The organism is Pseudomonas sp. BN607, from assembly GCF_029871175.1.
Classification (GTDB): domain Bacteria; phylum Pseudomonadota; class Gammaproteobacteria; order Pseudomonadales; family Pseudomonadaceae; genus Aquipseudomonas.
Genome location: NZ_SSOE01000057.1, coordinates 80,369 through 101,095 on the forward strand (window position 1 = coordinate 80,369; position 20,727 = coordinate 101,095).

At 61.6% G+C, this 20,727-nt stretch carries 18 protein-coding genes and 1 pseudogene; 11 read left to right on the forward strand and 8 right to left on the reverse strand.

Translation table 11 applies throughout. The annotated features are described in order from the left end of the window. Window positions 1-36: 36 nt before the first annotated feature. The 3 genes from E8E68_RS16285 to E8E68_RS16295 all read right to left on the reverse strand — a co-directional run bounded on the left by E8E68_RS16285 (window position 37) and on the right by E8E68_RS16295 (window position 4,127). The gene (locus E8E68_RS16285) at window positions 37-1,308 is read right to left on the reverse strand and encodes a delta-60 repeat domain-containing protein (protein ID WP_280342886.1); all 1,272 of its coding nucleotides are present in this window, start codon (window positions 1,306-1,308) and stop codon (window positions 37-39) included. Window positions 1,309-1,546: 238 nt separating this feature from the next. After that, window positions 1,547-2,872 carry an isocitrate lyase gene (gene aceA, locus E8E68_RS16290; protein WP_110744706.1) on the reverse strand — a complete coding sequence of 442 codons (1,326 nt, stop codon included), beginning with the start codon at window positions 2,870-2,872 and terminating at the stop codon, window positions 1,547-1,549. Between the two features lie 490 nt (window positions 2,873-3,362). Continuing rightward, the gene (locus tag E8E68_RS16295; protein WP_266032237.1) at window positions 3,363-4,127 is read right to left on the reverse strand and encodes a secretin N-terminal domain-containing protein; all 765 of its coding nucleotides are present in this window, start codon (window positions 4,125-4,127) and stop codon (window positions 3,363-3,365) included. A 124-nt stretch (window positions 4,128-4,251) separates the two neighbouring features. On the opposite strand from E8E68_RS16295, the gene E8E68_RS16300 reads away from it, so the two are divergent. From E8E68_RS16300 to E8E68_RS16310, 3 genes are all read left to right on the forward strand, one after another. After that, the gene (locus E8E68_RS16300; RefSeq protein ID WP_266032196.1) at window positions 4,252-5,427 is read left to right on the forward strand and encodes a hypothetical protein; all 1,176 of its coding nucleotides are present in this window, start codon (window positions 4,252-4,254) and stop codon (window positions 5,425-5,427) included. 53 nt (window positions 5,428-5,480) lie between these two features. Continuing rightward, on the forward strand, window positions 5,481-7,190 hold the full coding sequence (locus tag E8E68_RS16305) for a S8/S53 family peptidase (protein WP_266032197.1): 1,710 nt from the start codon (window positions 5,481-5,483) through the stop codon (window positions 7,188-7,190). 84 nt (window positions 7,191-7,274) lie between these two features. Further along, window positions 7,275-8,717 (forward strand): SulP family inorganic anion transporter, encoded by a 1,443-nt coding sequence (locus tag E8E68_RS16310; protein WP_110744703.1) that lies wholly within the window; start codon window positions 7,275-7,277, stop codon window positions 8,715-8,717. A 111-nt stretch (window positions 8,718-8,828) separates the two neighbouring features. On the opposite strand, the gene fusA is transcribed toward E8E68_RS16310, so the two are convergent. After that, window positions 8,829-10,940 (reverse strand): elongation factor G, encoded by a 2,112-nt coding sequence (gene fusA / locus E8E68_RS16315; protein ID WP_266032198.1) that lies wholly within the window; start codon window positions 10,938-10,940, stop codon window positions 8,829-8,831. Window positions 10,941-11,013: 73 nt separating this feature from the next. Beyond that, window positions 11,014-11,439, reverse strand: coding sequence for a hypothetical protein (locus E8E68_RS16320; RefSeq protein WP_110744701.1), 426 nt, complete (start codon window positions 11,437-11,439; stop codon window positions 11,014-11,016). 163 nt (window positions 11,440-11,602) lie between these two features. Here E8E68_RS16320 and E8E68_RS16325 point away from each other — a divergent pair, with 163 nt between their 5' ends. Next, window positions 11,603-11,905: a hypothetical protein gene (locus E8E68_RS16325; protein ID WP_266032199.1), complete on the forward strand. Its 303-nt coding sequence runs from the start codon at window positions 11,603-11,605 to the stop codon at window positions 11,903-11,905. Between the two features lie 3 nt (window positions 11,906-11,908). On the opposite strand, the gene E8E68_RS16330 is transcribed toward E8E68_RS16325, so the two are convergent. After that, complete coding sequence (locus E8E68_RS16330) at window positions 11,909-13,159, reverse strand: aspartate aminotransferase family protein (protein WP_266032200.1); 1,251 nt, start codon at window positions 13,157-13,159, stop codon at window positions 11,909-11,911. Between the two features lie 121 nt (window positions 13,160-13,280). After that, entirely contained in the window at window positions 13,281-14,177 is an 897-nt protein-coding gene (gcvA, locus tag E8E68_RS16335; protein WP_110744698.1) for a transcriptional regulator GcvA, read from the reverse strand. Window positions 14,178-14,433: 256 nt separating this feature from the next. On the opposite strand from gcvA, the gene E8E68_RS16340 reads away from it, so the two are divergent. From E8E68_RS16340 to E8E68_RS16350, 3 genes are all read left to right on the forward strand, one after another. Continuing rightward, a complete protein-coding gene (locus tag E8E68_RS16340) occupies window positions 14,434-15,816 on the forward strand; it encodes an amino acid permease (RefSeq protein WP_110744697.1) in 1,383 nt (460 codons plus the stop codon). Window positions 15,817-15,873: 57 nt separating this feature from the next. Beyond that, on the forward strand, window positions 15,874-16,371 hold the full coding sequence (locus E8E68_RS16345) for a PaaI family thioesterase (protein WP_266032201.1): 498 nt from the start codon (window positions 15,874-15,876) through the stop codon (window positions 16,369-16,371). Between the two features lie 87 nt (window positions 16,372-16,458). Next, on the forward strand, window positions 16,459-17,154 hold the full coding sequence (locus E8E68_RS16350; RefSeq protein WP_110744695.1) for a glutathione S-transferase N-terminal domain-containing protein: 696 nt from the start codon (window positions 16,459-16,461) through the stop codon (window positions 17,152-17,154). An 18-nt stretch (window positions 17,155-17,172) separates the two neighbouring features. On the opposite strand, the gene E8E68_RS16355 is transcribed toward E8E68_RS16350, so the two are convergent. Further along, the gene (locus E8E68_RS16355) at window positions 17,173-18,789 is read right to left on the reverse strand and encodes an inorganic phosphate transporter (protein ID WP_266032202.1); all 1,617 of its coding nucleotides are present in this window, start codon (window positions 18,787-18,789) and stop codon (window positions 17,173-17,175) included. A 127-nt stretch (window positions 18,790-18,916) separates the two neighbouring features. On the opposite strand from E8E68_RS16355, the pseudogene E8E68_RS16360 reads away from it, so the two are divergent. The 4 genes and pseudogenes from E8E68_RS16360 to uvrY form a co-directional block, all read left to right on the forward strand. Further along, window positions 18,917-19,059 (forward strand): annotated as a pseudogene (locus E8E68_RS16360) (DUF488 family protein); the annotation flags it as partial. 26 nt (window positions 19,060-19,085) lie between these two features. After that, the gene (locus tag E8E68_RS16365) at window positions 19,086-19,523 is read left to right on the forward strand and encodes a GNAT family N-acetyltransferase (protein WP_266032203.1); all 438 of its coding nucleotides are present in this window, start codon (window positions 19,086-19,088) and stop codon (window positions 19,521-19,523) included. A gap of 111 nt (window positions 19,524-19,634) precedes the next feature. Continuing rightward, window positions 19,635-20,024 carry a helix-turn-helix domain-containing protein gene (locus tag E8E68_RS16370; RefSeq protein WP_266032204.1) on the forward strand — a complete coding sequence of 130 codons (390 nt, stop codon included), beginning with the start codon at window positions 19,635-19,637 and terminating at the stop codon, window positions 20,022-20,024. 63 nt (window positions 20,025-20,087) lie between these two features. Then, a complete protein-coding gene (gene uvrY, locus E8E68_RS16375; protein WP_003251380.1) occupies window positions 20,088-20,726 on the forward strand; it encodes a UvrY/SirA/GacA family response regulator transcription factor in 639 nt (212 codons plus the stop codon). The last annotated feature ends 1 nt before the right edge of the window (window position 20,727 follow it).

Genomic DNA, 20,727 nt, shown 5'->3' on the forward strand with positions numbered 1-20,727 from the left:
CGGGGCGGCGCCTAGCCGCCCCGTGCCACCTGCGCCTTACGCGCCAAGGCGAGCCACATAGAGGCCGGTTTTGGTATCTGTCGGAAGCCTGAGATTACAAGCGACAAGCGGTTGGCCATTGCGTTGGCAACTGATCCACGAGGCCATGCCGCGCTCCCCGACGAACGCCCGGCCATCAGCGCCATAATCACGGTCCGGTTCGCCGTTGCTGTGGAAGCGCAAAGTGACAAAATGGGACTCAAATTTTTCATTTTCATAAAGCACGGCCAAGTAAATTTTCTCGGCGTCGCCGGACCCTGTGTCAAAGGACAGATCTAACGCGGAAGCCATGGCCAACGGGGCCTTGTCGACAATGACGGGTCTCCCTTCATTGAAGCCGTCGTTCAGCATGCCGTCGCTGTTGAAAGACATCAGCGCGGTACCCTCACCGTACGTGTTGATGTCGGTGCGGCACGCCAGCACGAAGTGATGATTGCTGGCCGACTGCTTGAGCAGCACTGGAAGCAGTGTATGGTCTGGCGTGCGCAGTTCCAGATAACCACCGTCAGCAAATGTCTTGTCGACCTTGGCGTGCTCATTGAGGCGGGTCACGATCACGTGATTTTGAACGTCTTCAGTAGGCAAGGGTGCGTACGCCGCATAAATACCCTGTTCATTGAGCGACAGTGCCCCCAGCAGTACTGGCTCGTTGTCGTGCGCAGCGCGCCAGTAGCCTGTGCCATTGAAATCGGTGGCCAGATCCCCCTCCAGTTCGATTGCAACAATGTGCTCGCGCGAACGGAAGTAGAGAACTCCGTTCCGTATGCCCGCGCCGCCGTTGCCGTGCGCAGACGAGGTGCTGGGCTTCATAGTCGATGCAGAATCAATCGATCGGGCTTTGACTGTGGAGCTGACCGAGCGATAAACCCGATAAGGCTTCCCACCCTCGCCAAAATGGGTGTCGGGCTCGCCATTGGCGAGCAAGCGAACGACGATGGGGTGATACGAATCCGGGGCGTAATTGTAGTCGCCTAGCACAAATATTCGCCCAGCTTCGTCCGTAATGATCTCAGACAGAAACACCCGCCGCGCACCTTCATATTCGACCTTCGCGACACCTTGTGAGCCGAATTCGAGGTCGAGCGTACCGTCAGGCTCAAGGCGTAGCAGCTTGATGGCTGGCGCGTTCCTGGGTGCTGAGGAGACAAGGGTTTTCTGAGTTGATTCGATTATGGCAATCGGGCCCAGATGGTCGTACTCGGGGTGCGAAAAGCGGCCCTGCGAAGCATACACGGGGTCTAACTTACCAGCGCTGAAGAGGGTTTGCATGATGCGACTCCTTGTTGGGGTAGTCGCTAGGGTCTCAGAAGGGGTGGGGTTGAATAACTCGCAAGTCTACTAGGCGCTTCAGTGAAAAGCCTATTGCTCTTGGCGGTCTGCCGCGCTCATCGCAGAGCACGTATGGCCCCGGTGGTGGGGTTCGATACGGCTTGTATCAGCTCACATCGGCAAAACAAAGGCCCTGAGCTTTCACAAGCCCGGGCCTTCGTTCAACAAGAACCCACTATCAGTGGAACTGCTCTTCTTCAGTCGAACCGGTCAGTGCAGTCACCGACGAAGCTCCACCCTGGATCACAGTGGTCATGTCGTCGAAGTAACCGGTACCCACTTCCTGCTGGTGCGCCACAAAGGTGTAGCCCTTGTTCGCGTCAGCGAACTCCTGCTCTTGCAGCTTCACGTAGGCAGTCATGTCGTTGCGGGCATAGTCGTGTGCCAGGTTGAACATGCCGTGCCACATGTTGTGAATACCGGCCAGGGTGATGAACTGGTGCTTGTAGCCCATGGCCGACAGTTCGCGCTGGAACTTGGCGATGGTGGCGTCGTCCAGGTTCTTCTTCCAGTTGAAGGAAGGCGAGCAGTTGTACGACAGGATCTGGTCCGGGTACTCCTTCTTGATCGCTTCGGCAAAGCGGCGGGCTTCGTCCAGGTCCGGCTTGGCGGTTTCGCACCAGATCAGGTCGGCGTAAGGGGCGTACGCCAGGCCGCGGGCAATGGCCTGGTCGAGGCCGGCGCGTACCTTGTAGAAGCCTTCACGGGTGCGCTCGCCAATCACGAATGGTTGGTCGTACGGGTCGCAGTCGCTGGTCAGCAGGTCGGCGGCGTTGGCATCGGTACGGGCCAGAATGATGGTCGGTACACCCGACACGTCAGCTGCCAGGCGCGCTGCTACCAGCTTCTGTACGGCTTCCTGAGTCGGCACCAGCACCTTGCCGCCCATGTGGCCGCATTTTTTCACCGAGGCCAGCTGGTCTTCGAAGTGCACGCCAGCGGCGCCCGCCTCGATCATGTTCTTCATCAGCTCGTAGGCGTTCAGCACGCCGCCGAAACCGGCCTCGGCGTCAGCCACGATGGGCGCGAAGTAGTCGATGTAGCCGTCGTCGCCCGGGTTCTTGCCAGCTTTCCACTGGATCTGGTCGGCGCGGCGGAAGGCGTTGTTGATGCGTTTGACCACGGTGGGTACCGAGTCGACCGGGTACAGCGACTGGTCAGGGTACATGGACTCGGCCGAGTTGTTGTCGGCGGCAACCTGCCAGCCGGACAGGTAAATGGCCTGGATGCCCGCTTTTACCTGCTGCACTGCCTGGCCGCCGGTCAGGGCGCCCATGCAGTTGACGAAATCTTTTTCTGGGCGGAAGGATGGGTGGGCACCCTCGGTGACCAGCTTCCACAGTTTCTCTGCACCCTGGCGGGCAAAGGTGTGCTCAGGTTGCACGGAGCCACGCAGGCGAACGACATCAGCGGCGGTGTAGGTACGGGTCACGCCTTTCCAGCGCGGGTTTTCGGCCCAGTCTTTCTCGAGGGCTGCAATTTGCTGTTCGCGTGTCAGTGCCATGGAAATAAACCTCGTCGCATCGATCTTGGGTTAATTGTGCTGATGCTCGGAGCAGATCAGGGTGCCTGGCGGCTGTCCTGTTCGCAGGAATGCGGCGGCGAACGCGAAGGCTCGAAGGGGAAGGGGGGCAGGCCAGGCGAAGGTGTGCTCCGGCAGGTCGGCTCGTGGTTGCCTTGCTGCGGTGCTACGCGATTGCCAGTGCTGCGGTGATGCGCTTCCGTCCCTCGGGACAACTTCTTCGTTGCAGTCGCAATCCCGTCGAACCGCCTTGTGGGCCGTATAGACACGAGGCGCCTCCAGGGGTGGGAGGAGTACGCCTCGAAGGCCCTTGCCAGGGCCCCTGATTAGCGGGAGCGAGGCCATCATGCCCTTGGGAAAAAGACCCTGTCAAATGTTTTGTAGTGGATTTTTGTGCTTACTACATCTTTGGTCTAATGCGACCTGTCAGTCAGTTTCAAGGCCTTTGGTCGAGGCCTTGAATTGCCTGGGATCAGTCGAGGAGGTCGACTTTTACACGCAAAGTCATGTTTTCACCGCGCTGGGTGCTGTAAGTACGGCTTGACGTGCTGCCGTCGGCTTGGCTCTGCTGGTTGTGGCCTGCCAAAGTGATCCATTCGCCGAGCTTGCCGGTGACTGTCGTGTCGGTGCTTTGCACTTTCACTACATCCGCACGTTCCTGGCTGATACGGTCATTATTGGTGCTGATTTGCAGACGAACCCTGTCACCGCTCAAGCTTGGCGTGACATAGAAACCCTGGGTGACATTGCGGTATTCGGTGTTGCTCTGTATGCGCCCATAGCCGTCGGTACTGGTGCTGGTAATCGGGATGCTCTGGCCAACCTGAATGAGCGCAGGCTGGCCCTCGCTGGCCTGAACCTGCTGCATGCCGCCCTCACGGTTGCTGGTGCCGTAGCGGATGACGCGTGCGTTGCCGCGGTTGTCCTGGAAGTTGCTGTCGTTGTTGTCAACGCTGATCAGCAGGCGCTTGGGTGCGGTGTCCAGCTGTTGCAGCAAGGCGCGCAGGTCGCCGATGCGTTCGGGGCTGGCGTTGACGATCAGTTTGTTCTCGAAGGCGCTGACCGTGCCGTCCTTGCCGATGAAGGCCTGTGCGGCGGGCAGTAATTCGGCACTGGTGCGGTGCTGCAGCGGCACCACTTCGGTAGCGGCCTGGGCGGCGAGGCTGGCAACCAGCAGCAAAGAAGCGAAAAGGGGGCGTAGCGGCATGTCCATGATCTCCGCAGGTGGAATGAACATGATGGCAAATTTGCCGGCTTCCTGCCGGGTCTGGATCACGCCGGCGGTGTTCAGAGGGTCGTATTATCCTAATTTATCCTTTAGGCTATAAATTATAGTATGCAGGATAATCCAGGATAATAAGATGGCTCCCGTTCGCCCGCTTCTTCGCCGTGATCAACTGGCCAACGCGCTAGCCCAGGACCTGGCAGGCGAGTCGCTGATCGATTACAGCGCTGGCATGTTCCTGGCCGCGCCCCGGCGCACGGGCAAGAGCACCTTCCTCAACAACGACTTGATACCGGAATGCATACGGCGCGGCTGGCGACCGGTTTACGTGGATCTGTGGTCGGACCGCGACGCCGCCCCGGCGCAGCTCATCAGCGGCGCCATCGGCACTGCGCTGGCCAGTTTCGAAGGTGCGCTGGCCAGGACTGCGAAAAAAGCCGGTATCGAAAAAATAAACCTGCTGCGCACCCTGAGCTGGGATTTCACCCGCCCGCAACTGCCCGCGGGTACTACCTTGGCGCAGGCACTTTCCGTGTTGCATCAAGTGTCAGGGCAGATGGTAGTGCTGATCATCGACGAGGCTCAGCACGCCCTTAACAGCGAAGATGGCCTCAATGCGATGTTCGCGCTGAAAGCAGCGCGTGACCATCTCAACCGTGGCGACCGTCCGGACGGCTTGCGCCTGGTGTTCACAGGCTCCAGCCGCGACAAGCTGGCCAACCTGGTACTCAAGAGCAAGCAGCCGTTTTTTGGGGCCACCATCACGCCATTCCCGTTACTGGGGCGTGAATATGTCGAATTTATCACGGGCTTGTGGAACCAGCGCCTGGCCGATAGCAATCAGTTCAAGGTAGAGGACCTGGCGTATGCTTTCGATCTGGTCGGCCGTCGCCCGGAAATGCTCAACAAGCTGTTGGCCGAAGTCAGCGTCGGCCTGGGTGAGGCGGGCAACTTGGGCGATCTGCTGCGCACTGGCGCACTCAACCATCAGGCTGGTGTGTGGAGTGACTACGAAAGTGCCTGGAACGAGCTTTCGCCGTTGCAGCAGGCGGTGCTTGAGGTAATGGCCGAGCGCACGCTGGGCCGACATCCGTTTTCGCCGTTCACAGAGCAGACCTTGATCGACATCAGACGCAAGCTGGAGCAGGCCCAGGCAGAAGTCAACGCCAATACGCCTAACGTGCAGAAGGCCCTCGATGCCCTGCGCGACAAGGAGCTGGTATGGAAGGCCAATCGTGGTGAGTACGCGCTGGAGGATGCTTCCATGGCTGAATGGCTTGCCCGCGACAAGGCAGTTGCTGGCCGTAGATGAACCTTTGAGTTGTCCCGCCAGTCGCACTCACAGGGAACGCGTGGGGTGATTGCATGAAGGGTGGTCTGATCCTGCTGTTGTGGCTTTGCAGCCTTGGTGCACAGGCTGCAGCGGACGCGCTGCGCATCAAGCAACTGCAGCGTTGTGGCGACCTGCTCGGCGAAGGTGGGCAGCAATGGTGCCTGCGTGCCGAGGGGCTGGGGGCAGGTGTGCCAAAGGTCTGGCTGGGCGGTGCGCAGCTGCCAACAGGCGATATCGAGCGTCAGGGTGACCGCCTCACGCTGAAACTGGCCAAGCAAGCCCAGCGCAGCGCGCCGCTTTGGCTGGAATATGGCGGGAGTACCAGCAACCCTGTATGGCTGACCCACCAGGGCAGTCATGTGGTCGCCGCAAGGCCTGATGAAGTGGCGAAGAACATGGATGGCCTGACCACCTACGTCGACCTGGTCAGCGTGTTGATCGAAGAGAAATACGACGGCCGTGGCGAGGCCCGGCGCATCGCCGATAAATACGGCGCCAAGGTTGTCGGTGCGATACCGCCGCTGAATGTCTACCAGCTGCGCCTGCCGGTAGCCGACCTGGTGCAGCGTGACGCGATGATCCTGCGCATGGGCAGTGAAGTCAGCGTGGATGCCGTGGTTGTCGAGGAGTCCGCCCCGGAGCGTGGGGAGGAGGGCAGTGGCCGCGACACCGGGGCGATCGACCAGGCGGACGAATGGGCCGCCAATCGTTTCATGGACGCGCTGTATTTCTACCAGCGACGGATTGCCGCTTCGCACTTGCCAGTGCAGCCGGTTCGGGTTGGGGTAATCGAGCGTGAAGTGGACTTCGATGCCCCAGGGCTCAGTCAATACCGAGGCGGCTGCGAGGCGGGCCAGACGTGCCTGTACGCTCGCGACGGCGATCGCCCGTCCAGCCACGGCAGCCATGTCGCCGGCATTCTCGCGGCGCAGGGTGAGGGATTTTTACCGGGGCTGGGCAAGCATAGCCCTGGCTTCGATGTGATTGTGGAGCGCAACTCGGATGCGGGGATCACCGCCAACATCGCTGCATCGGTGAACCTGGTCGAGGATGGCGTGCGGGTGCTGAACTGGAGCTGGGGCATCCACCGGGTCGGCGCGCGCGATGTCAACGGTGATGAGGTCGATTCGCTGGTGCGTTCCGGGCTGGCGATGAGTGGCTACGAGGAGTTGCTCGAGGAGTTCTTCCTCTGGCTGCGCCAAGAGCACCCTGATGTGGTGGTGGTGAATTCGGCGGGTAACGGTGCATCCTGGTCAGGCACCGATGAATATCGCCTGCCGTCGTCGTTCATTACCGAGCAGCTGCTGGTGGTGGGCGGGCACCAGCGCAGCGACAAGGTGACGGCGGTCGAAGCCCCCGATCATGTGCGCAAGCGCCACAGTTCGAACATCGACATGCGGGTGGATGTGAGTGCCGCTGCCTGCATACGCCCAGCGGCTGCCGCTGCTGCGCATTGTGGTACATCGTACGCCACCCCCCTGGTGGCCGCCACCGTGGCAGCGATGCTGTCGATCAACCCGGCCCTTACCCCGGAACAGGTGCGCATGCTGTTGCGGCGCAGTGCCTTGACCATGGGCACCGAGCAGGATTTCGAGGCGATGGATGCCGAAGACCTGACGGCGCCGATCCTGCCATCGGAGCGTGGTGGGCGCCTTGACCACCCCGACCTGGGGCGCTCGGCGCGCCTGGACATGCAGCGCGCGCTGGACCTGGCAGTGCAAAGCCGGGAGCGGGTGCGCTGAACGGTGGCCGCTGCCAGACAAATTCCGTAACATCGCGCCCCTCGTTTTTTGTAACGTCCGTCCGGACTGCACCACAGGAAGCCCATGAAGCCCGCCCGACTACGCGCCGACCTGCTCGCCGGCCTGACCACCTCGTTCGCCCTGGTGCCCGAGTGCATCGCCTTTGCCCTGGTGGCTCACCTCAACCCGCTGATGGGCCTGTATGGCGCTTTCATCATTTGTACCCTTACCGCACTGTTTGGCGGTCGGCCGGGGATGATTTCCGGCGCTGCCGGCTCGATGGCAGTGGTGATCGTCGCGCTGGTGGTACAGCACGGCGCGCAGTATCTGCTGGCCACGGTGCTGCTGGGTGGCGTGGTCATGATCCTGTTCGGCCTGTTGCGCCTGGGCAAGCTGGTGCGCCTGGTGCCGTACCCGGTCATGCTCGGCTTCGTCAACGGCCTGGCTATCGTCATCGCCATGGCGCAGCTCGAGCACTTCAAGGCGGGTGAGCAATGGCTCAGCGGTGCGCCGCTGTACCTGATGATCGGCTTGGTGGCACTGACCATGGCGGTGGTCTATGTGCTGCCGAAACTGACCCGTGCGGTTCCGCCGGCGCTGGTGGCGATCCTGGGCGTTGGCCTGCTGGTGTACCTGCTCGGCCTGCCCACTCGCACCTTGGGCGACATGGCGCACATCGCCGGCGGCCTGCCGGTGCTGGCGCTGCCGGATGTACCCTGGAACCTGGAAACCCTGAAGATCATTGCCCCCTACGCGGTGCTGATGGCCATGGTCGGCCTGCTGGAAACCTTGCTCACCCTCAACCTGACCGATGAAGTCACCGAGAGCCGGGGCTTCCCGGACCGCGAGTGCGTGGCGCTGGGTGCGGCGAACATGGTGTCGGGCCTGTGTGGGGGGATGGGCGGTTGCGCGATGATCGGCCAGACAGTGATCAACCTCAGCTCCAATGGCCGCGGCCGGCTGTCCGGGGTGGTCGCCGGGGTAATGATTTTGCTGTTCGTGTTGTTCCTGTCGCCGCTGATCGAACGGATACCGCTGGCGGCGCTGGTCGGGGTGATGTTCGTGGTGGCCCAGCAGACCTTCGCCTGGGCGTCGCTGCGGGTGCTGCACAAGGTGCCGGTGAACGATGTGCTGGCGATCATTGCGGTGACCGTTGTAACGGTGTTTACCGACCTGGCCATGGCGGTGCTGTTCGGCATCATCATCGCGGCGCTCAACTTTGCCTGGCAGCATGCGCGGGAGCTGTATGCCGACAGCCAGGAGGACGCCGGAGGCGGCAAGCGTTACCAGGTTCATGGCACGCTGTTCTTTGCCTCGACCGCCTCGTTCCTCAATCAGTTCGACCCGGCCCACGACCCGGCAGAGGTCACGCTGGATTGCCAGCATTTGAGCTTTGTGGATTATTCGGCAATTGCAGCGCTCAAGACCCTGCGCGAGCGGTATGCCAAGGCGGGCAAGCATTTGCGCGTGGTGCATTTGTCAGAACGGTGCAAGAAACTGTTGAAGCGGGCAGGCGAGCAACATTGAACATTGTGGCGGCCTGTACCGGCCGCTTCGCGGCTACAGCCGCTCCCACAGGGGTATGCGATCCCTTGTGGGAATGGCTGTAGCCGGGAAGGGCTGGTACGAGTCAGGCGCTTACTCTCCCCGGTTCTTCTTGACGATGCCATCGGCAATGCTCGCCGGGGCCTCGGCATAGCGGGTGAACTCCATCGAGAAGCTGGCCCGGCCCTGGGTCATCGACCGCATCGAGGTGGCGTAGCCGAACATTTCGCCCAGCGGCACTTCGGCACGGATCACCTTGCCGGCGGGTGTTTCGTCACCGTCCTGGATCATCCCGCGGCGCCGGCTGAGGTCGCCCAGAATGTCACCCTGATATTCCTCCGGCGTCACCACCTCTACCTTCATCACCGGTTCCAGCAACACTGCACCGCCTTTCTGCGACAGCTGCTTGGTGGCCATTGAAGCCGCGATCTTGTAGGCCATCTCGTTGGAGTCGACATCGTGGTACGAACCGTCGAACACGGCGGCCTTGAGGTTGATCAGCGGGTAGCCGGCAAGCACGCCGTTCTTCATCTGCTCTTCGATACCCTTCTGGATCGCCGGGATGTACTCGCGGGGTACAACGCCGCCAACGATCTCGTTGATGAACTCCAGGCCTTCCTTGCCTTCGTCGCCGGGGGCGAAACGGATCCAGCAATGGCCGTATTGGCCACGGCCGCCGGACTGGCGTACGAAACGCCCCTCGATCTCGCAGGTATTGCGGATTTTTTCCCGGTAGGCCACCTGCGGCTTGCCAATGTTGGCCTCGACGTTGAACTCGCGGCGCATGCGGTCGACGATGATGTCCAGGTGCAACTCGCCCATGCCCGAGATGATGGTCTGGCCGGTCTCTTCGTCGGTACGCACGCGGAATGACGGATCCTCCTGGGCCAGCTTGCCAAGGGCGATGCCCATTTTTTCCTGGTCGGCTTTGGTCTTCGGCTCCACGGCCACGGAAATCACCGGGTCAGGGAAGTCCATGCGTTCGAGGATGATCGGTTTGTCCATGTCGCACAGGGTATCGCCGGTGGTCACGTCCTTCATGCCGATCAGTGCGGCGATGTCGCCTGCGCACACGTCCTTGATTTCGGCACGCTGGTTGGCATGCATCTGCACCATGCGGCCGATGCGTTCCTTCTTGCCTTTGACCGAGTTGAGTACCGCATTGCCTGAACTGAGCACGCCGGAATAAACGCGGGCGAAGGTGAGGGTGCCGACGAACGGGTCGGTGGCGATCTTGAACGCCAGTGCCGAGAACGGCTCTTTGTCGTCGGCGTGCCGCTCCAGGTGCTTGTCTTCATCGTCCGGGTCGGTGCCGCGGATGGCAGGAATTTCCGAGGGGGCGGGCAGGTAATCGATTACCGCATCGAGCATCAGCGGTACGCCCTTGTTCTTGAAAGAGGAGCCGAGGATGGTCGGCACGATTTCGTTAGCGATGGTGCGTTTGCGCAGTCCGGCCTTGATCTCTTCGATGCTCAGCTCTTCGCCTTCGAGAAACTTGTTGAGCAGTTCGTCATTGGCCTCGGCGGCTGCTTCTATCATGTGCGCGCGCCATTCGTCGGCAAGCTCCTGCAGCTCGGCGGGTATGTCTTCTTCGCGGTAGCTGGTGCCTTGGTCGGCGTCGTTCCAATAGATGGCCTTCATCTTCACCAGATCGATCTGGCCGATGAAGTGCTCTTCGCTGCCGATGGCCAGCTGAATCGGCACCGGGTGGTGCCCCAGGCGCTGGTCGATCTGCTTGACCACACGCAGGAAGTCGGCACCCTGGCGGTCCATCTTGTTGATGTAGGCCAGGCGTGGCACATGGTACTTGTTGGCCTGGCGCCAGACCGTCTCGGACTGCGGTTCTACCCCGTCAGCACCGCTGAACACCACCACCGCGCCATCGAGCACGCGCAGCGAACGCTCCACCTCGATGGTGAAATCGACGTGGCCCGGGGTGTCGATGATGTTGAAGCGGTATTTGTGCGCGAACTGTTTGGTCGAGCCTTGCCAGAATGCCGTGGTCGCCGCCGACGTAATGGTAATGCCGCGTTCCTGCTCCTGGGCCATCCAGTCCATGGTCGCGGCGCCGTCGTGAACCTCGCCCATCTTGTGATTGACCCCGGTGTAGAACAGGATCCGCTCGGTAGTGGTCGTCTTGCCGGCGTCCACGTGGGCGACGATGCCGATATTGCGGTATAGCTCGATGGGGGTTGTACGGGCCATGGCGGACTACCTGCGGATGGACGGATTCCACCACGTTAGCAGACCGGTAGAATCCTGCCCTGCCGCCGGGCCGTCAGTCGGCCTGGGCTTGCAGCATCCATTGGCCATCCACTTCACGGGCCAGACCACTGGCCGCCAGCAGGGCCAGCAGGCGCGGGTGCAGGTCGGCTTCGGTGAAGGTCTTGGCGGTGGCCAGGTCCAGTGCGCCGATCAGGTTCAGGTCGGCCTTGGTGTACGACAGCCACGCTTTCTTCAGCACCTGTGCGACATCGCTGCCGGCGGTGCTGGCGAAGCGGCGGTGCCACTCGCGGCCCTCGAAGGTGAAATTGTGTGCGTGGCTGTAGCTGCTTTGCTCGGCGCCTTCGGCACAGCGGTGGCAGCGGCACGGGCCTTCGCCGAAGGCGTTGCGCAGGTAGCTGTTGAAGTCCACGACGGGCTTGAGGGACAGGCGTTTGTCGACATCGAACAGGTCGGCGATCAGGGGTTCTTCGGCGCTCACTCGGGATCCTCGTGTGGTGTGGCGTGCATCGGCGGGCACCCTAACAGATCGGGGCATTCAGATCACCTGTTGCAGGCCCGCGAAGCGGCCAGTAGAGACAACTGAGACGGCCTGCCGTACTCTACGCGCCCGTACGCCCACACACCCACCGAGGTAACCCCGTTTGAGCACCAAGTACCCGTACACCGCCACCGTGACCATCAGCGCTGAAGACCGCGGCGGAGATACCGAGGCTTCGGAAAACCCCAGCATGCGCGTGGGTCTGGAAGCGGTGACCGAAACCCTGAAGAAGGTGCATTTCGTCGGTACGCTCGCGGCGCCTGAAAAACCGGCCACGCACATTTGCGTGACCCTGGAGAACGGCCTGACCTATTACGGCCCTATCGTCAACGGCCATGCCGAACTGGAAGGCGGCTGGATCGCCTTCGAGTCCGACATGCTTACCCCGGAAGAACTCGGCCTGTAAGCCTCAGTTGAGTTCTGCCAGGCACTGCTCGAGGATATCCAGCCCTTCCTCGAGCACCTCGGCCTCGATGGTCAACGGAGCCAGCAGGCGAATGATGTGCCGCGCCTTGCCACTGGGCATCAGCAGCAACCCCTTGGCCCGTGCCGTCTCCATCACCTTGGCCAACTGCGCCGGTGCCGGGCTGCCGTCGTCATTGACGAATTCGATACCGCGCATGGCACCCACGCCAGTCAGGCGGCCGATGTACGGGCTCAGGCCAGAGGCCTTCCAGCGCTCGTAGCGGCTGACGATTGCCTGTTCCTGGCGCTCCCCCCAGGTGGCGACGTTGTGGTCGGTCATCTGCGCCAGGCTGGCCAAAGCCGCCGCACAGGCAATCGGGTTGCCTGAATAGGTGCCACCCAAGCCGCCCTTGGGCAGCGCTGCCATCAATGCCTTGCGCCCTACCACCGCCCCCAGCGGCATGCCGCCAGCGATGCTCTTGGCCAGCAGCAGCAGGTCGGGCTCGATGCCAAGGCGCGGGAAAGCGAAGCGCTGGCCCGTACGGCCGAAGCCGGACTGGATCTCGTCGATGATGATCAGGATCCCGTGTTCGTCGCAGAAGCGGCGCAGGGCTTGGGCGAAAACCGGGTCGAGGGCAAGGAAGCCGCCTTCGCCCTGCACCGGTTCAAGGATGAACGCCGCCACATCTTCCACGGCCAGTTCCACGCTGAACAGGCGCTCCATGGCCTTGAGCGCCTGCTCGCAGGTAACCCCGGTATCCACGCTAGGGTAGGGCAGGTGATACACCGGCCCGGGCAACTCGCCGACCCGTTGCTTGTAAGGGGCCACTTTGCCGTTCAGGTTCAGGGTGGCCAGCGTGCGGCCGTGGAAGGCCCCATCGAAGGCGATGATGGCGCGCTTGCCTGTCGCACCGCGGGCTACTTTAAGGGCGTTTTCTGCCGCTTCTGCGCCGCTGTTGGTGAGCATGCCGGCCAACGGGTAGCTGACCGGTACGAACTGGCTCAACTGGTCCATCAACGCCATGTACGGGCCGTGGGGCGCGGCGTTGAAGGCATAGTGGGTCAAACGGGTGGCTTGAGCCTGTATCGCTTCGACCACGGCGGGGTTGCAGTGGCCCAGGTTGAGCACGCCGATACCGCCGACAAAGTCGATGTAACGTTTGCCGTCGGTGTCCCAGACTTCGGCATTACGGCCATGGGAAAGTGTGATCGGGTGAACGATGGCAATGGATTGGCTGATACTTTCCTGGTTCATGGGCACGCGGGACCTTGTTCAAGTTTCTTATTATCCAAGCGTGTTGGGGGGTTATTCCGCAAACGAATTATTCGATTGCGGTCATTCCCTGAATTCGTGATCTTGGCCGGTATAGGCCAAATCAGTCCCCCTCAGCCACCCGCTCCCGAATCCACTGCACGAAGGCCCTGATTTTGGGTACTTCGGCCGCATGCTCGGCATGCGCGATGAAGTGCTTGCCATTGCTCGCCACCGGGTGGTCCCAGGCCACCACCAGCTTGCCTTCGCTCAGCTCCTCGGCCACCAGGTAGCGCGGAATCAGGGCAATACCGCAGCCGGCGATGGCTGCTCGAATGCACAGGTAGAACGTGTCGAAACGCGGCCCGTGGTAGCTGTTCTGGCTGTGCAGCCCCAGCCCCAGGAACCATTCATGCCAGGCCTCCGGCCGCGACACGCACTGCAGCAGGCGGTGCTCGGTCAGCGCCTGGGCGCTGTGGAAAGGGTGGTTGGCCAGCAACTGCGGGCTGCACACCGGTACCACTTCTTCGCTGAACAGCTCGATGCAGGTTGCCCCAGGCCATGTGCCCTGGCCGAAGAAAAAGGCCACGTCGGCCTTGGCCTGCACCAGGTCGAATGGCTCCAGTTCGTTGCGCACGTCCAGGTGAATGCGTGGGTAACGGTCGCCGAAACCCTTGAGTTTCGGCACTAGCCAGCGCGCGCCGAAGGTCGGCTGGGTGGCGATGCGCAGCACTTCGGTTTCGTCGCCGTAACTGAGGATGTAGCGGCTGGAAATGTCGATCTGGGTAAGGATCTTGTTCACTTCGGTGAGGTACAGCGCGCCGGCCGGGGTCAGGTGCAGGCGCCGACGAATACGCTGGAACAGCGAGTGCGAAAGCATGTCTTCGAGCTGCGCCACCTGCTTGCTGACGGCGCTCTGGGTCAGGTGCAGTTCCTGTGCCGCGCGGGTGAAGCTGAGGTGGCGGGCGGCCGCTTCGAAGCACTGAAGGGCGGTGGTCGAAGGCATCAGGCGTTTGGACATGACGGGCGAATACCGAGCAAAAAAAAGATGAAGTTCATTCCAAAGTGGAATCATGTGGTTCGAAAAGGTCGTTTGTTGACCCCCGCCTATAGATTAATACTGACCTGGATCAACGATTACAACCGGTCATGTGAAGAGGAGGTCAGTAGCCGCTTCCAGCATCTGCAAAACAACAACAACGACTATCAGAAATTTACAAGAATTCTGCTCCGACCTTCAGCCGCCTCAAAGCGGCCGACCCATTCGAGGGTTATTCATGGCTTCCCAAGACAACAAGAAACAGCGTTCCCTGCAGCACGGCCTGACCTCCCGTCAGGTTTCGATGATCTCCATTGCCGGCATCATAGGCGCGGGCTTGTTCATCGGTTCGTCAAACGCCATCGCCACCGCCGGCCCGGCCATTCTCATTTCCTACGCCATGACCGGCCTGCTGGTATTGCTGGTGATGCGCATGCTGGGCGAAATGGCCATCGCCAACCCTAACAGCGGCTCGTTCTCCACCTATGCCTCCGAGGCCATCGGCCCGTGGGCGGGCTTCACCATCGGCTGGTTGTACTGGTGGTTCTGGGTGCTGATCATTCCGGTCGAGGCCATTGCTGGCGCCGACATCCTGCATGCTTACTTCCCTGGGATACCGTCCTGGTTGTTCGCCTTCCTGATCATGCTGGTGCTGTCGGGTACCAACCTGATCAGCGTGAAGAACTTTGGCGCCTTCGAGTACTGGTTCGCACTGGTCAAGGTGGTGGCGATCATTGCCTTCATCGTGGTCTGCAGCCTGGCGGTATTCGGCTTCTGGCCGCTGGCCGAAGTGTCCGGGGTCACCCGGCTGTGGGACAGCGGCGGCTTCATGCCCAACGGTTTTGGCACTGTGCTCGGTGGCGTGCTGATCACGATCTTCTCGTTCTTCGGCGCCGAAATCGTCACCATTGCCGCTGACGAAACTGCAAACCCGAAAGACAAGATTCGCCGTGCGACCAACCTGGTGGTGTACCGCATCGCCATCTTCTACCTGGCGTCGATCTTCCTGGTGGTATCGCTGGTGGCCTGGAACGACCCCGGGCTGAAAGCCGTCGGTTCGTTCCAGCGCGTGCTGGAAGTACTGAACGTGCCAGGCGCCAAGTTGCTGGTCGACCTGGTGGTACTGGTGGCAGTGACCAGTTGCATGAACTCGGGCCTGTATACCGCGTCGCGCATGCTCTACTCGCTGGGCGCTCGCGGCCAGGCCCTGAGCGTGACCAAGCGTATCTCCGGCTCGGGTGTGCCGACTGTGGCGGTCATTTTCTCGACGCTGGCCGGTTTTGCCGGGTGTCTGGTCAACTATGCGTTCCCGGGTAAGGTCTTCGGCTTCTTGCTGTCTACCACCGGCGCCATTGCCTTGCTGGTGTATCTGGTGATCGCCGTGTCCCAGCTGCGCATGCGGGCCCGCGCCGAACGTGAAGGGCGGCCGCTGGAGCTGAAGATGTGGCTGTTCCCGTGGCTCACCTGGCTGGTCATCGGCACCATCGTCATGGTCCTGGGCTACATGCTGTTCAGCGATGCCTACCGCTATGAAACCCTTATGACCGCTGGGGTGACCACGTTCATCCTGCTGGTTTCGCTGACCCAGCGCCGTGCCAAGGCAGTTGCCCAGCCGGCCTGACGTATCTGCTTTAATGGGGGCGTTGCGCGCCCCCATTTCAACAAGTACAGGAAGCGTATGACTGATCACCCACTTTCGCTTCAGGCCCTGGCGGCGCCTGAAGGCACCTGCTACGGCTGCGGCTGCTCCCACCCCAGTGGCCTGCACCTGCAAAGTCACTGGGACACCGACGGCATCCACCTGGTATGCCGGCACGCCCCCGACGCCACCTTCATCGGCTGGCCGGGCCTGGTCTACGGCGGCCTGCTGGCGATGTTGGTGGATTGCCATTCCAATTGGACGGCCATGGCCTACCACTACCGCAACGAAGGACGCGAGCCGGGCAGCCTGCCGCGTATCGATTGCGTGACCGGCACACTCAACTTGACCTACCTCAAGCCTACGCCAATGGGTGTCGAGCTTTTGCTCAAAGCCCGCGTGGAAGGGGAAGTGGGGCGCAAGAGCCGGGTGATTTGCGAAGTCTGGGCCGAGGATGTGCTGACCGTGACCGCCGACTCCGTGTTCGTCCGTGTCGATACCGAAAAGCTCAAGCTCAAGGCCCACGGCCAGGCTTGAGTTGCCAGCGCTGATAAGTGGTCGGTGATGGTCAGCGGCCGGGGATGTCTCTAGAGTGACAGGTTCATTCCCCAGGCAAGGTTGAACATGACCGATCTCAGCGCTTTCCCTGTTACCCGCAAGTGGCCCGCCAAACACCCTGAACGCCTGCAACTGTATTCGTTGCCGACGCCCAACGGCGTCAAGGTGTCGATCATGCTCGAAGAAATCGGCCTGGCCTACGAGGCACACAAGGTCAGCTTCGACAACGATGACCAGTTGAGCCCCGAGTTCATTTCGCTCAGCGCCAACAACAAGATCCCCGCAATCCTCGACCCAGACGGCCCGGGCGGCCAGCCGTTGCCGCTGTTCGAATCAGGGGCGATCTTGCAGTACCTGGCCGAAAAAAGTGGACAGCTGCTCAGCCAGGACCCTGCCCAGCGTTACCAGACGCTGCAGTGGCTGATGTTCCAGATGGGCGGCATCGGGCCGATGTTCGGCCAGGTCGGGTTTTTCCATTTCTTTGCTGGCAAGGAATATGAAGACAAGCGCCCGCGCGACCGCTATGTCAACGAGTCCAAACGGCTGCTGGGTGTGCTGGATCGGCATTTGAAAGGTCGGCAGTGGATGGCAGAGGAATACAGCATCGCCGACATCGCCATCTTCCCGTGGGTGCGTAACCTGGTCGAGCGCTACAACGCCCGTGAACTGGTGGGCTTCGACCAGTTCAAGGAAGTGCAGCGGGTTTTGGCGAATTTCCTCGAGCGGCCAGCCGTGCAGCGTGGCCTGAAAATCCCGGGCTGATCAAGACGGGGTACGGGTTCAGAAGATGTGGTTCAGCAACCAGTACAGGCTGCCGGCCAACAGCATCGCTGCCGGCAAGGTCAGCACCCAGGCCATCAGCAGGTTGAACAAAGTACGCGTCTGAATACCCGAGCCATTGGCCACCATGGTCCCGGCCACCCCCGAGCTCAGCACGTGGGTGGTCGAGACCGGCAGCCCGAACATATCCGCCGCGCCGATGGTGCACATCGCCACCACTTCGGCTGATGCGCCCTGTGCATAGCTGAGGTGGGTCTTGCCGATCTTCTCGCCAACGGTGACCACAATACGCCGCCAGCCAACCATGGTCCCCAGCCCGAGCGCGATGGCTACCGCCACCTTCACCCACAGCGGAATATAGCGGGTGGCGTCGTCCAGCTGAGCCTTGAACAGCTGCACATGGCTGCGGGTGTCGGCATCGAATGCCACCAAGCGGTACTTCTCGATCAGGCGAATGGCTTCGCTGGTCAGGTACATGTCATTGCGCACGTTGGCCATGGCTTCTGCCGGTATGCGCTTGAGCGAGCCGTAGCCTTTGACCTCTGCACCGATCATCCCGGTCAGCGCCGCCAGCGCCGGTACCAATTGCGGGCCGGCCTTGGGCTCGCCAATGAACGCAGTCAGGGTCTGGCGCGGATCGCCCAGGGCCGCTTGCGGGTCGCTGCGCACCAGTGCCTGGCGGGTCACTTCGGCGACGGCGGAAAACTGCAAAGCTTGCTCGTTGGGCATGGTCTTGTTCAGCGCATACGCCATTGGCAGGGTGCCGACCAGAATCAACATGATCAGGCCCATGCCTTTCTGGCCATCGTTGGAGCCGTGGGCGAACGACACCCCGGTACACGTGAGGATCAGTACGCCACGAATCCACCAAGGCGGCGGTGTCTGGCCTTGTGGCGCCTGATACAAAGCCTGACGCTTGACCAGCGCACGCAAGGCGAGCAGCAACAGGGCGGCGCAGGCAAAGCCGATCAGCGGGGAGAGCAACAGGGCGTAACCCACCTTGCTGGCCTGGGCCCAGTCCACGCCGCTGGTGCCGTCACGGCCATGCATCAGGGCATTGGCCACACCCACACCGATGATCGAACCGATCAGGGTGTGCGAGGATGACGCCGGCAGCCCCAGCCACCAGGTGCCGAGGTTCCAGATGATCGCCGCCAACAGCAGGGCAAAAACCATCGCGAAGCCGGCCGAGGAACCTACCTGTAGAATCAGTTCCACCGGCAGCAGGGCGATGATGCCGAAAGCCACTGCGCCACTGGAAAGCAGCACACCCAGGAAGTTGCACAGCCCGGACCACACCACCGCGACCGGTGCCGGCAGCGCATGGGTGTAGATCACGGTAGCCACCGCGTTGGCGGTGTCGTGGAAGCCATTGACGAATTCGAAGCCCAAGGCAATCAACAGTGCCAGGCCCAGCAGCAGAAACGGCGTGACCGTGGTGATCACCGTGCCGCTGGCGCTGACATCCTGTTTCAGGCTCCAGGCGGTGTAGGCGATACCCGCCAGCAGCAGGCCGCAGAACAACACGAGGGTGGCCCACCCGGGCTTGTGGGCAAGCTGCGGTCGGGCGTCGCGTTGCGCCAGGTGCGGCTGGCGGGCCAGTAGCGGGGTTGCCATGATGGCTCCGGTGGGCATTGGGCGAGTTGCCGAAGGCCTTGAGCATAGGAACAATTCGGCGCCCGACCGTGACCTCGATCAATGAATTATCTAGGCTCAAGACGGACGGTATATGCAGGAGAAAGCCATGATCCGCTGCAAGCGTGTCTACCTTACGGTCACCGACGATGATGGCCAGCGTGTGCTGGTAGACCGCCTGTGGCCGCACAACTCCACAACGAAAACTCGCAAGGGCAGTGGTTGCGCGAAGTGGCACCCTCGAATGACTTGTGCCGTCTGCAGTGAGTAGCGTGCTGATGCCCCTGCAACTGATTGCCGCCAACGACAGCCACCGTACGTTTGCCCGCGACCTTACCCGGCGCGCCATGCTGCCGTACTACCGGGAATATGATCTGCTCTGGATCGAAGAGGCATTCGACCAGGCCTGGGCGTGGCGCGAGCAGTGGTTGATCTGCGAAGGCGATAGCCTGCTGGGTTTCTGCAGCCTCAGCCAGGATCGTGAGGCGCTGTTTATCCGCGAGTTGCACCTGTTGCCCGAGCATCGCGGGCGCGGTGTCGGCAGCTGGGTATTGGAAACGTTGGCGCTGTGGGCGGGGCAGCGGCGGTTGCCGTTGCTGAGGCTGATGGTATTTCGCAGCAACCCGGCACGCCTGCTGTATCAGCGCCACAGCTTCGTCGAAATGGGCGAAGACGATTGCTTTGTGCGGATGCAGCGCGTGATCAATAATGGCTAAATAGTGGCTTGCCCCGGCTTTTGCGCATGGGCATAGTGGATCCATATGCTCCGGCTGGCGGCAAGGTGCCAACCCGTGCCTGAGGGATATCAGGGTAGAGGAGAAGCCCCCATGAATGGAATCGGTCCGCGGCTGCGGGAAGAGCGTGAGCGGCTGGGCATGACTCAGCGTGTGTTTGGCGATATCGGTGGTGTAGAACCCAACGCACAAGGTAAATACGAAAGTGGCGAGCGCACGCCGCGGGCTGATTACCTGGCAGCCCTGGCGGCCAAGGGCGTAGATGCGCTGTACGTGCTCAGCGGTATCCGCACCCCGGTACCGGTCGAAGGCTCGAATACGGATGAGTCCGGTTTGCTTGGGGCATTCCGGCAATTGTCGCCTGACGACCAGGCGGCGCTCTGGCACTTGCTGCGGCGCCTGGCTGGCCGTGATAACCACCGGCAAACAGTGCGGCCCCTCGCCGTGGAGCGTAAGACCTTTCTTACGGAAGTAATGCGTTAGGCCCACTGTGAAAAATTTTGTTAAGGTGGCGGGATCCAATCGCCCTGCTGACGAGGTGTGTGCTTGATTAGGGTCTTAGTGGTCGACGATCACGATCTGGTACGAACCGGTATTACCCGCATGCTGGCCGACATTGATGGCCTGCAGGTGGTGGGTGAGGGTGATTCAGGCGAGTCGGCACTGAAGCTGGCCCGCGAGCTGAAGCCGGATGTGGTGCTGATGGACGTGAAAATGCCCGGCATCGGCGGCCTGGAGGCCACCCGCAAACTGCTGCGCAGCCATCCGGACATCAAGGTGGTCGCCGTGACTGTGTGCGAGGAAGACCCATTCCCCACCCGCTTGTTGCAGGCCGGCGCTGCCGGCTACCTGACCAAGGGCGCAGGCCTCGATGAAATGGTCCAGGCCATCCGCCTGGCGTTTGCCGGCCAGCGCTACATCAGCCCGCAGATTGCCCAGCAGCTGGCGCTGAAACCGTTCCAGCCACAGGGCTCGCCGTTCGACGCGCTGTCCGAGCGGGAAATCCAGATTGCCCTGATGATTGTCGGCTGCCAGAAAGTGCAGATCATCTCCGACAAGTTGTGCCTCTCGCCCAAGACCGTCAATACTTACCGTTATCGGATCTTTGAAAAACTCTCGGTCACCAGCGACGTTGAACTGACGTTGCTGGCCGTTCGCCACGGTATGGTTGACGCAAGCCTGTAAA

What these genes read in the sequence shown, in the direction of transcription:
- E8E68_RS16285 (WP_280342886.1), bottom strand. Translation starts at nt 1,308, where the DNA reads ATGCAAACCCTCTTCAGCGCTGGTAAGTTAGACCCCGTGTATGCTTCG.
- aceA (WP_110744706.1), bottom strand. Translation starts at nt 2,872, where the DNA reads ATGGCACTGACACGCGAACAGCAAATTGCAGCCCTCGAGAAAGACTGG.
- E8E68_RS16295 (WP_266032237.1), bottom strand. Translation starts at nt 4,127, where the DNA reads ATGTTCATTCCACCTGCGGAGATCATGGACATGCCGCTACGCCCCCTT.
- E8E68_RS16300 (WP_266032196.1), top strand. Translation starts at nt 4,252, where the DNA reads ATGGCTCCCGTTCGCCCGCTTCTTCGCCGTGATCAACTGGCCAACGCG.
- E8E68_RS16305 (WP_266032197.1), top strand. Translation starts at nt 5,481, where the DNA reads ATGAAGGGTGGTCTGATCCTGCTGTTGTGGCTTTGCAGCCTTGGTGCA.
- E8E68_RS16310 (WP_110744703.1), top strand. Translation starts at nt 7,275, where the DNA reads ATGAAGCCCGCCCGACTACGCGCCGACCTGCTCGCCGGCCTGACCACC.
- fusA (WP_266032198.1), bottom strand. Translation starts at nt 10,940, where the DNA reads ATGGCCCGTACAACCCCCATCGAGCTATACCGCAATATCGGCATCGTC.
- E8E68_RS16330 (WP_266032200.1), bottom strand. Translation starts at nt 13,159, where the DNA reads ATGAACCAGGAAAGTATCAGCCAATCCATTGCCATCGTTCACCCGATC.
- gcvA (WP_110744698.1), bottom strand. Translation starts at nt 14,177, where the DNA reads ATGTCCAAACGCCTGATGCCTTCGACCACCGCCCTTCAGTGCTTCGAA.
- E8E68_RS16340 (WP_110744697.1), top strand. Translation starts at nt 14,434, where the DNA reads ATGGCTTCCCAAGACAACAAGAAACAGCGTTCCCTGCAGCACGGCCTG.
- E8E68_RS16345 (WP_266032201.1), top strand. Translation starts at nt 15,874, where the DNA reads ATGACTGATCACCCACTTTCGCTTCAGGCCCTGGCGGCGCCTGAAGGC.
- E8E68_RS16350 (WP_110744695.1), top strand. Translation starts at nt 16,459, where the DNA reads ATGACCGATCTCAGCGCTTTCCCTGTTACCCGCAAGTGGCCCGCCAAA.
- E8E68_RS16355 (WP_266032202.1), bottom strand. Translation starts at nt 18,789, where the DNA reads ATGGCAACCCCGCTACTGGCCCGCCAGCCGCACCTGGCGCAACGCGAC.
- E8E68_RS16365 (WP_266032203.1), top strand. Translation starts at nt 19,086, where the DNA reads ATGCCCCTGCAACTGATTGCCGCCAACGACAGCCACCGTACGTTTGCC.
- E8E68_RS16370 (WP_266032204.1), top strand. Translation starts at nt 19,635, where the DNA reads ATGAATGGAATCGGTCCGCGGCTGCGGGAAGAGCGTGAGCGGCTGGGC.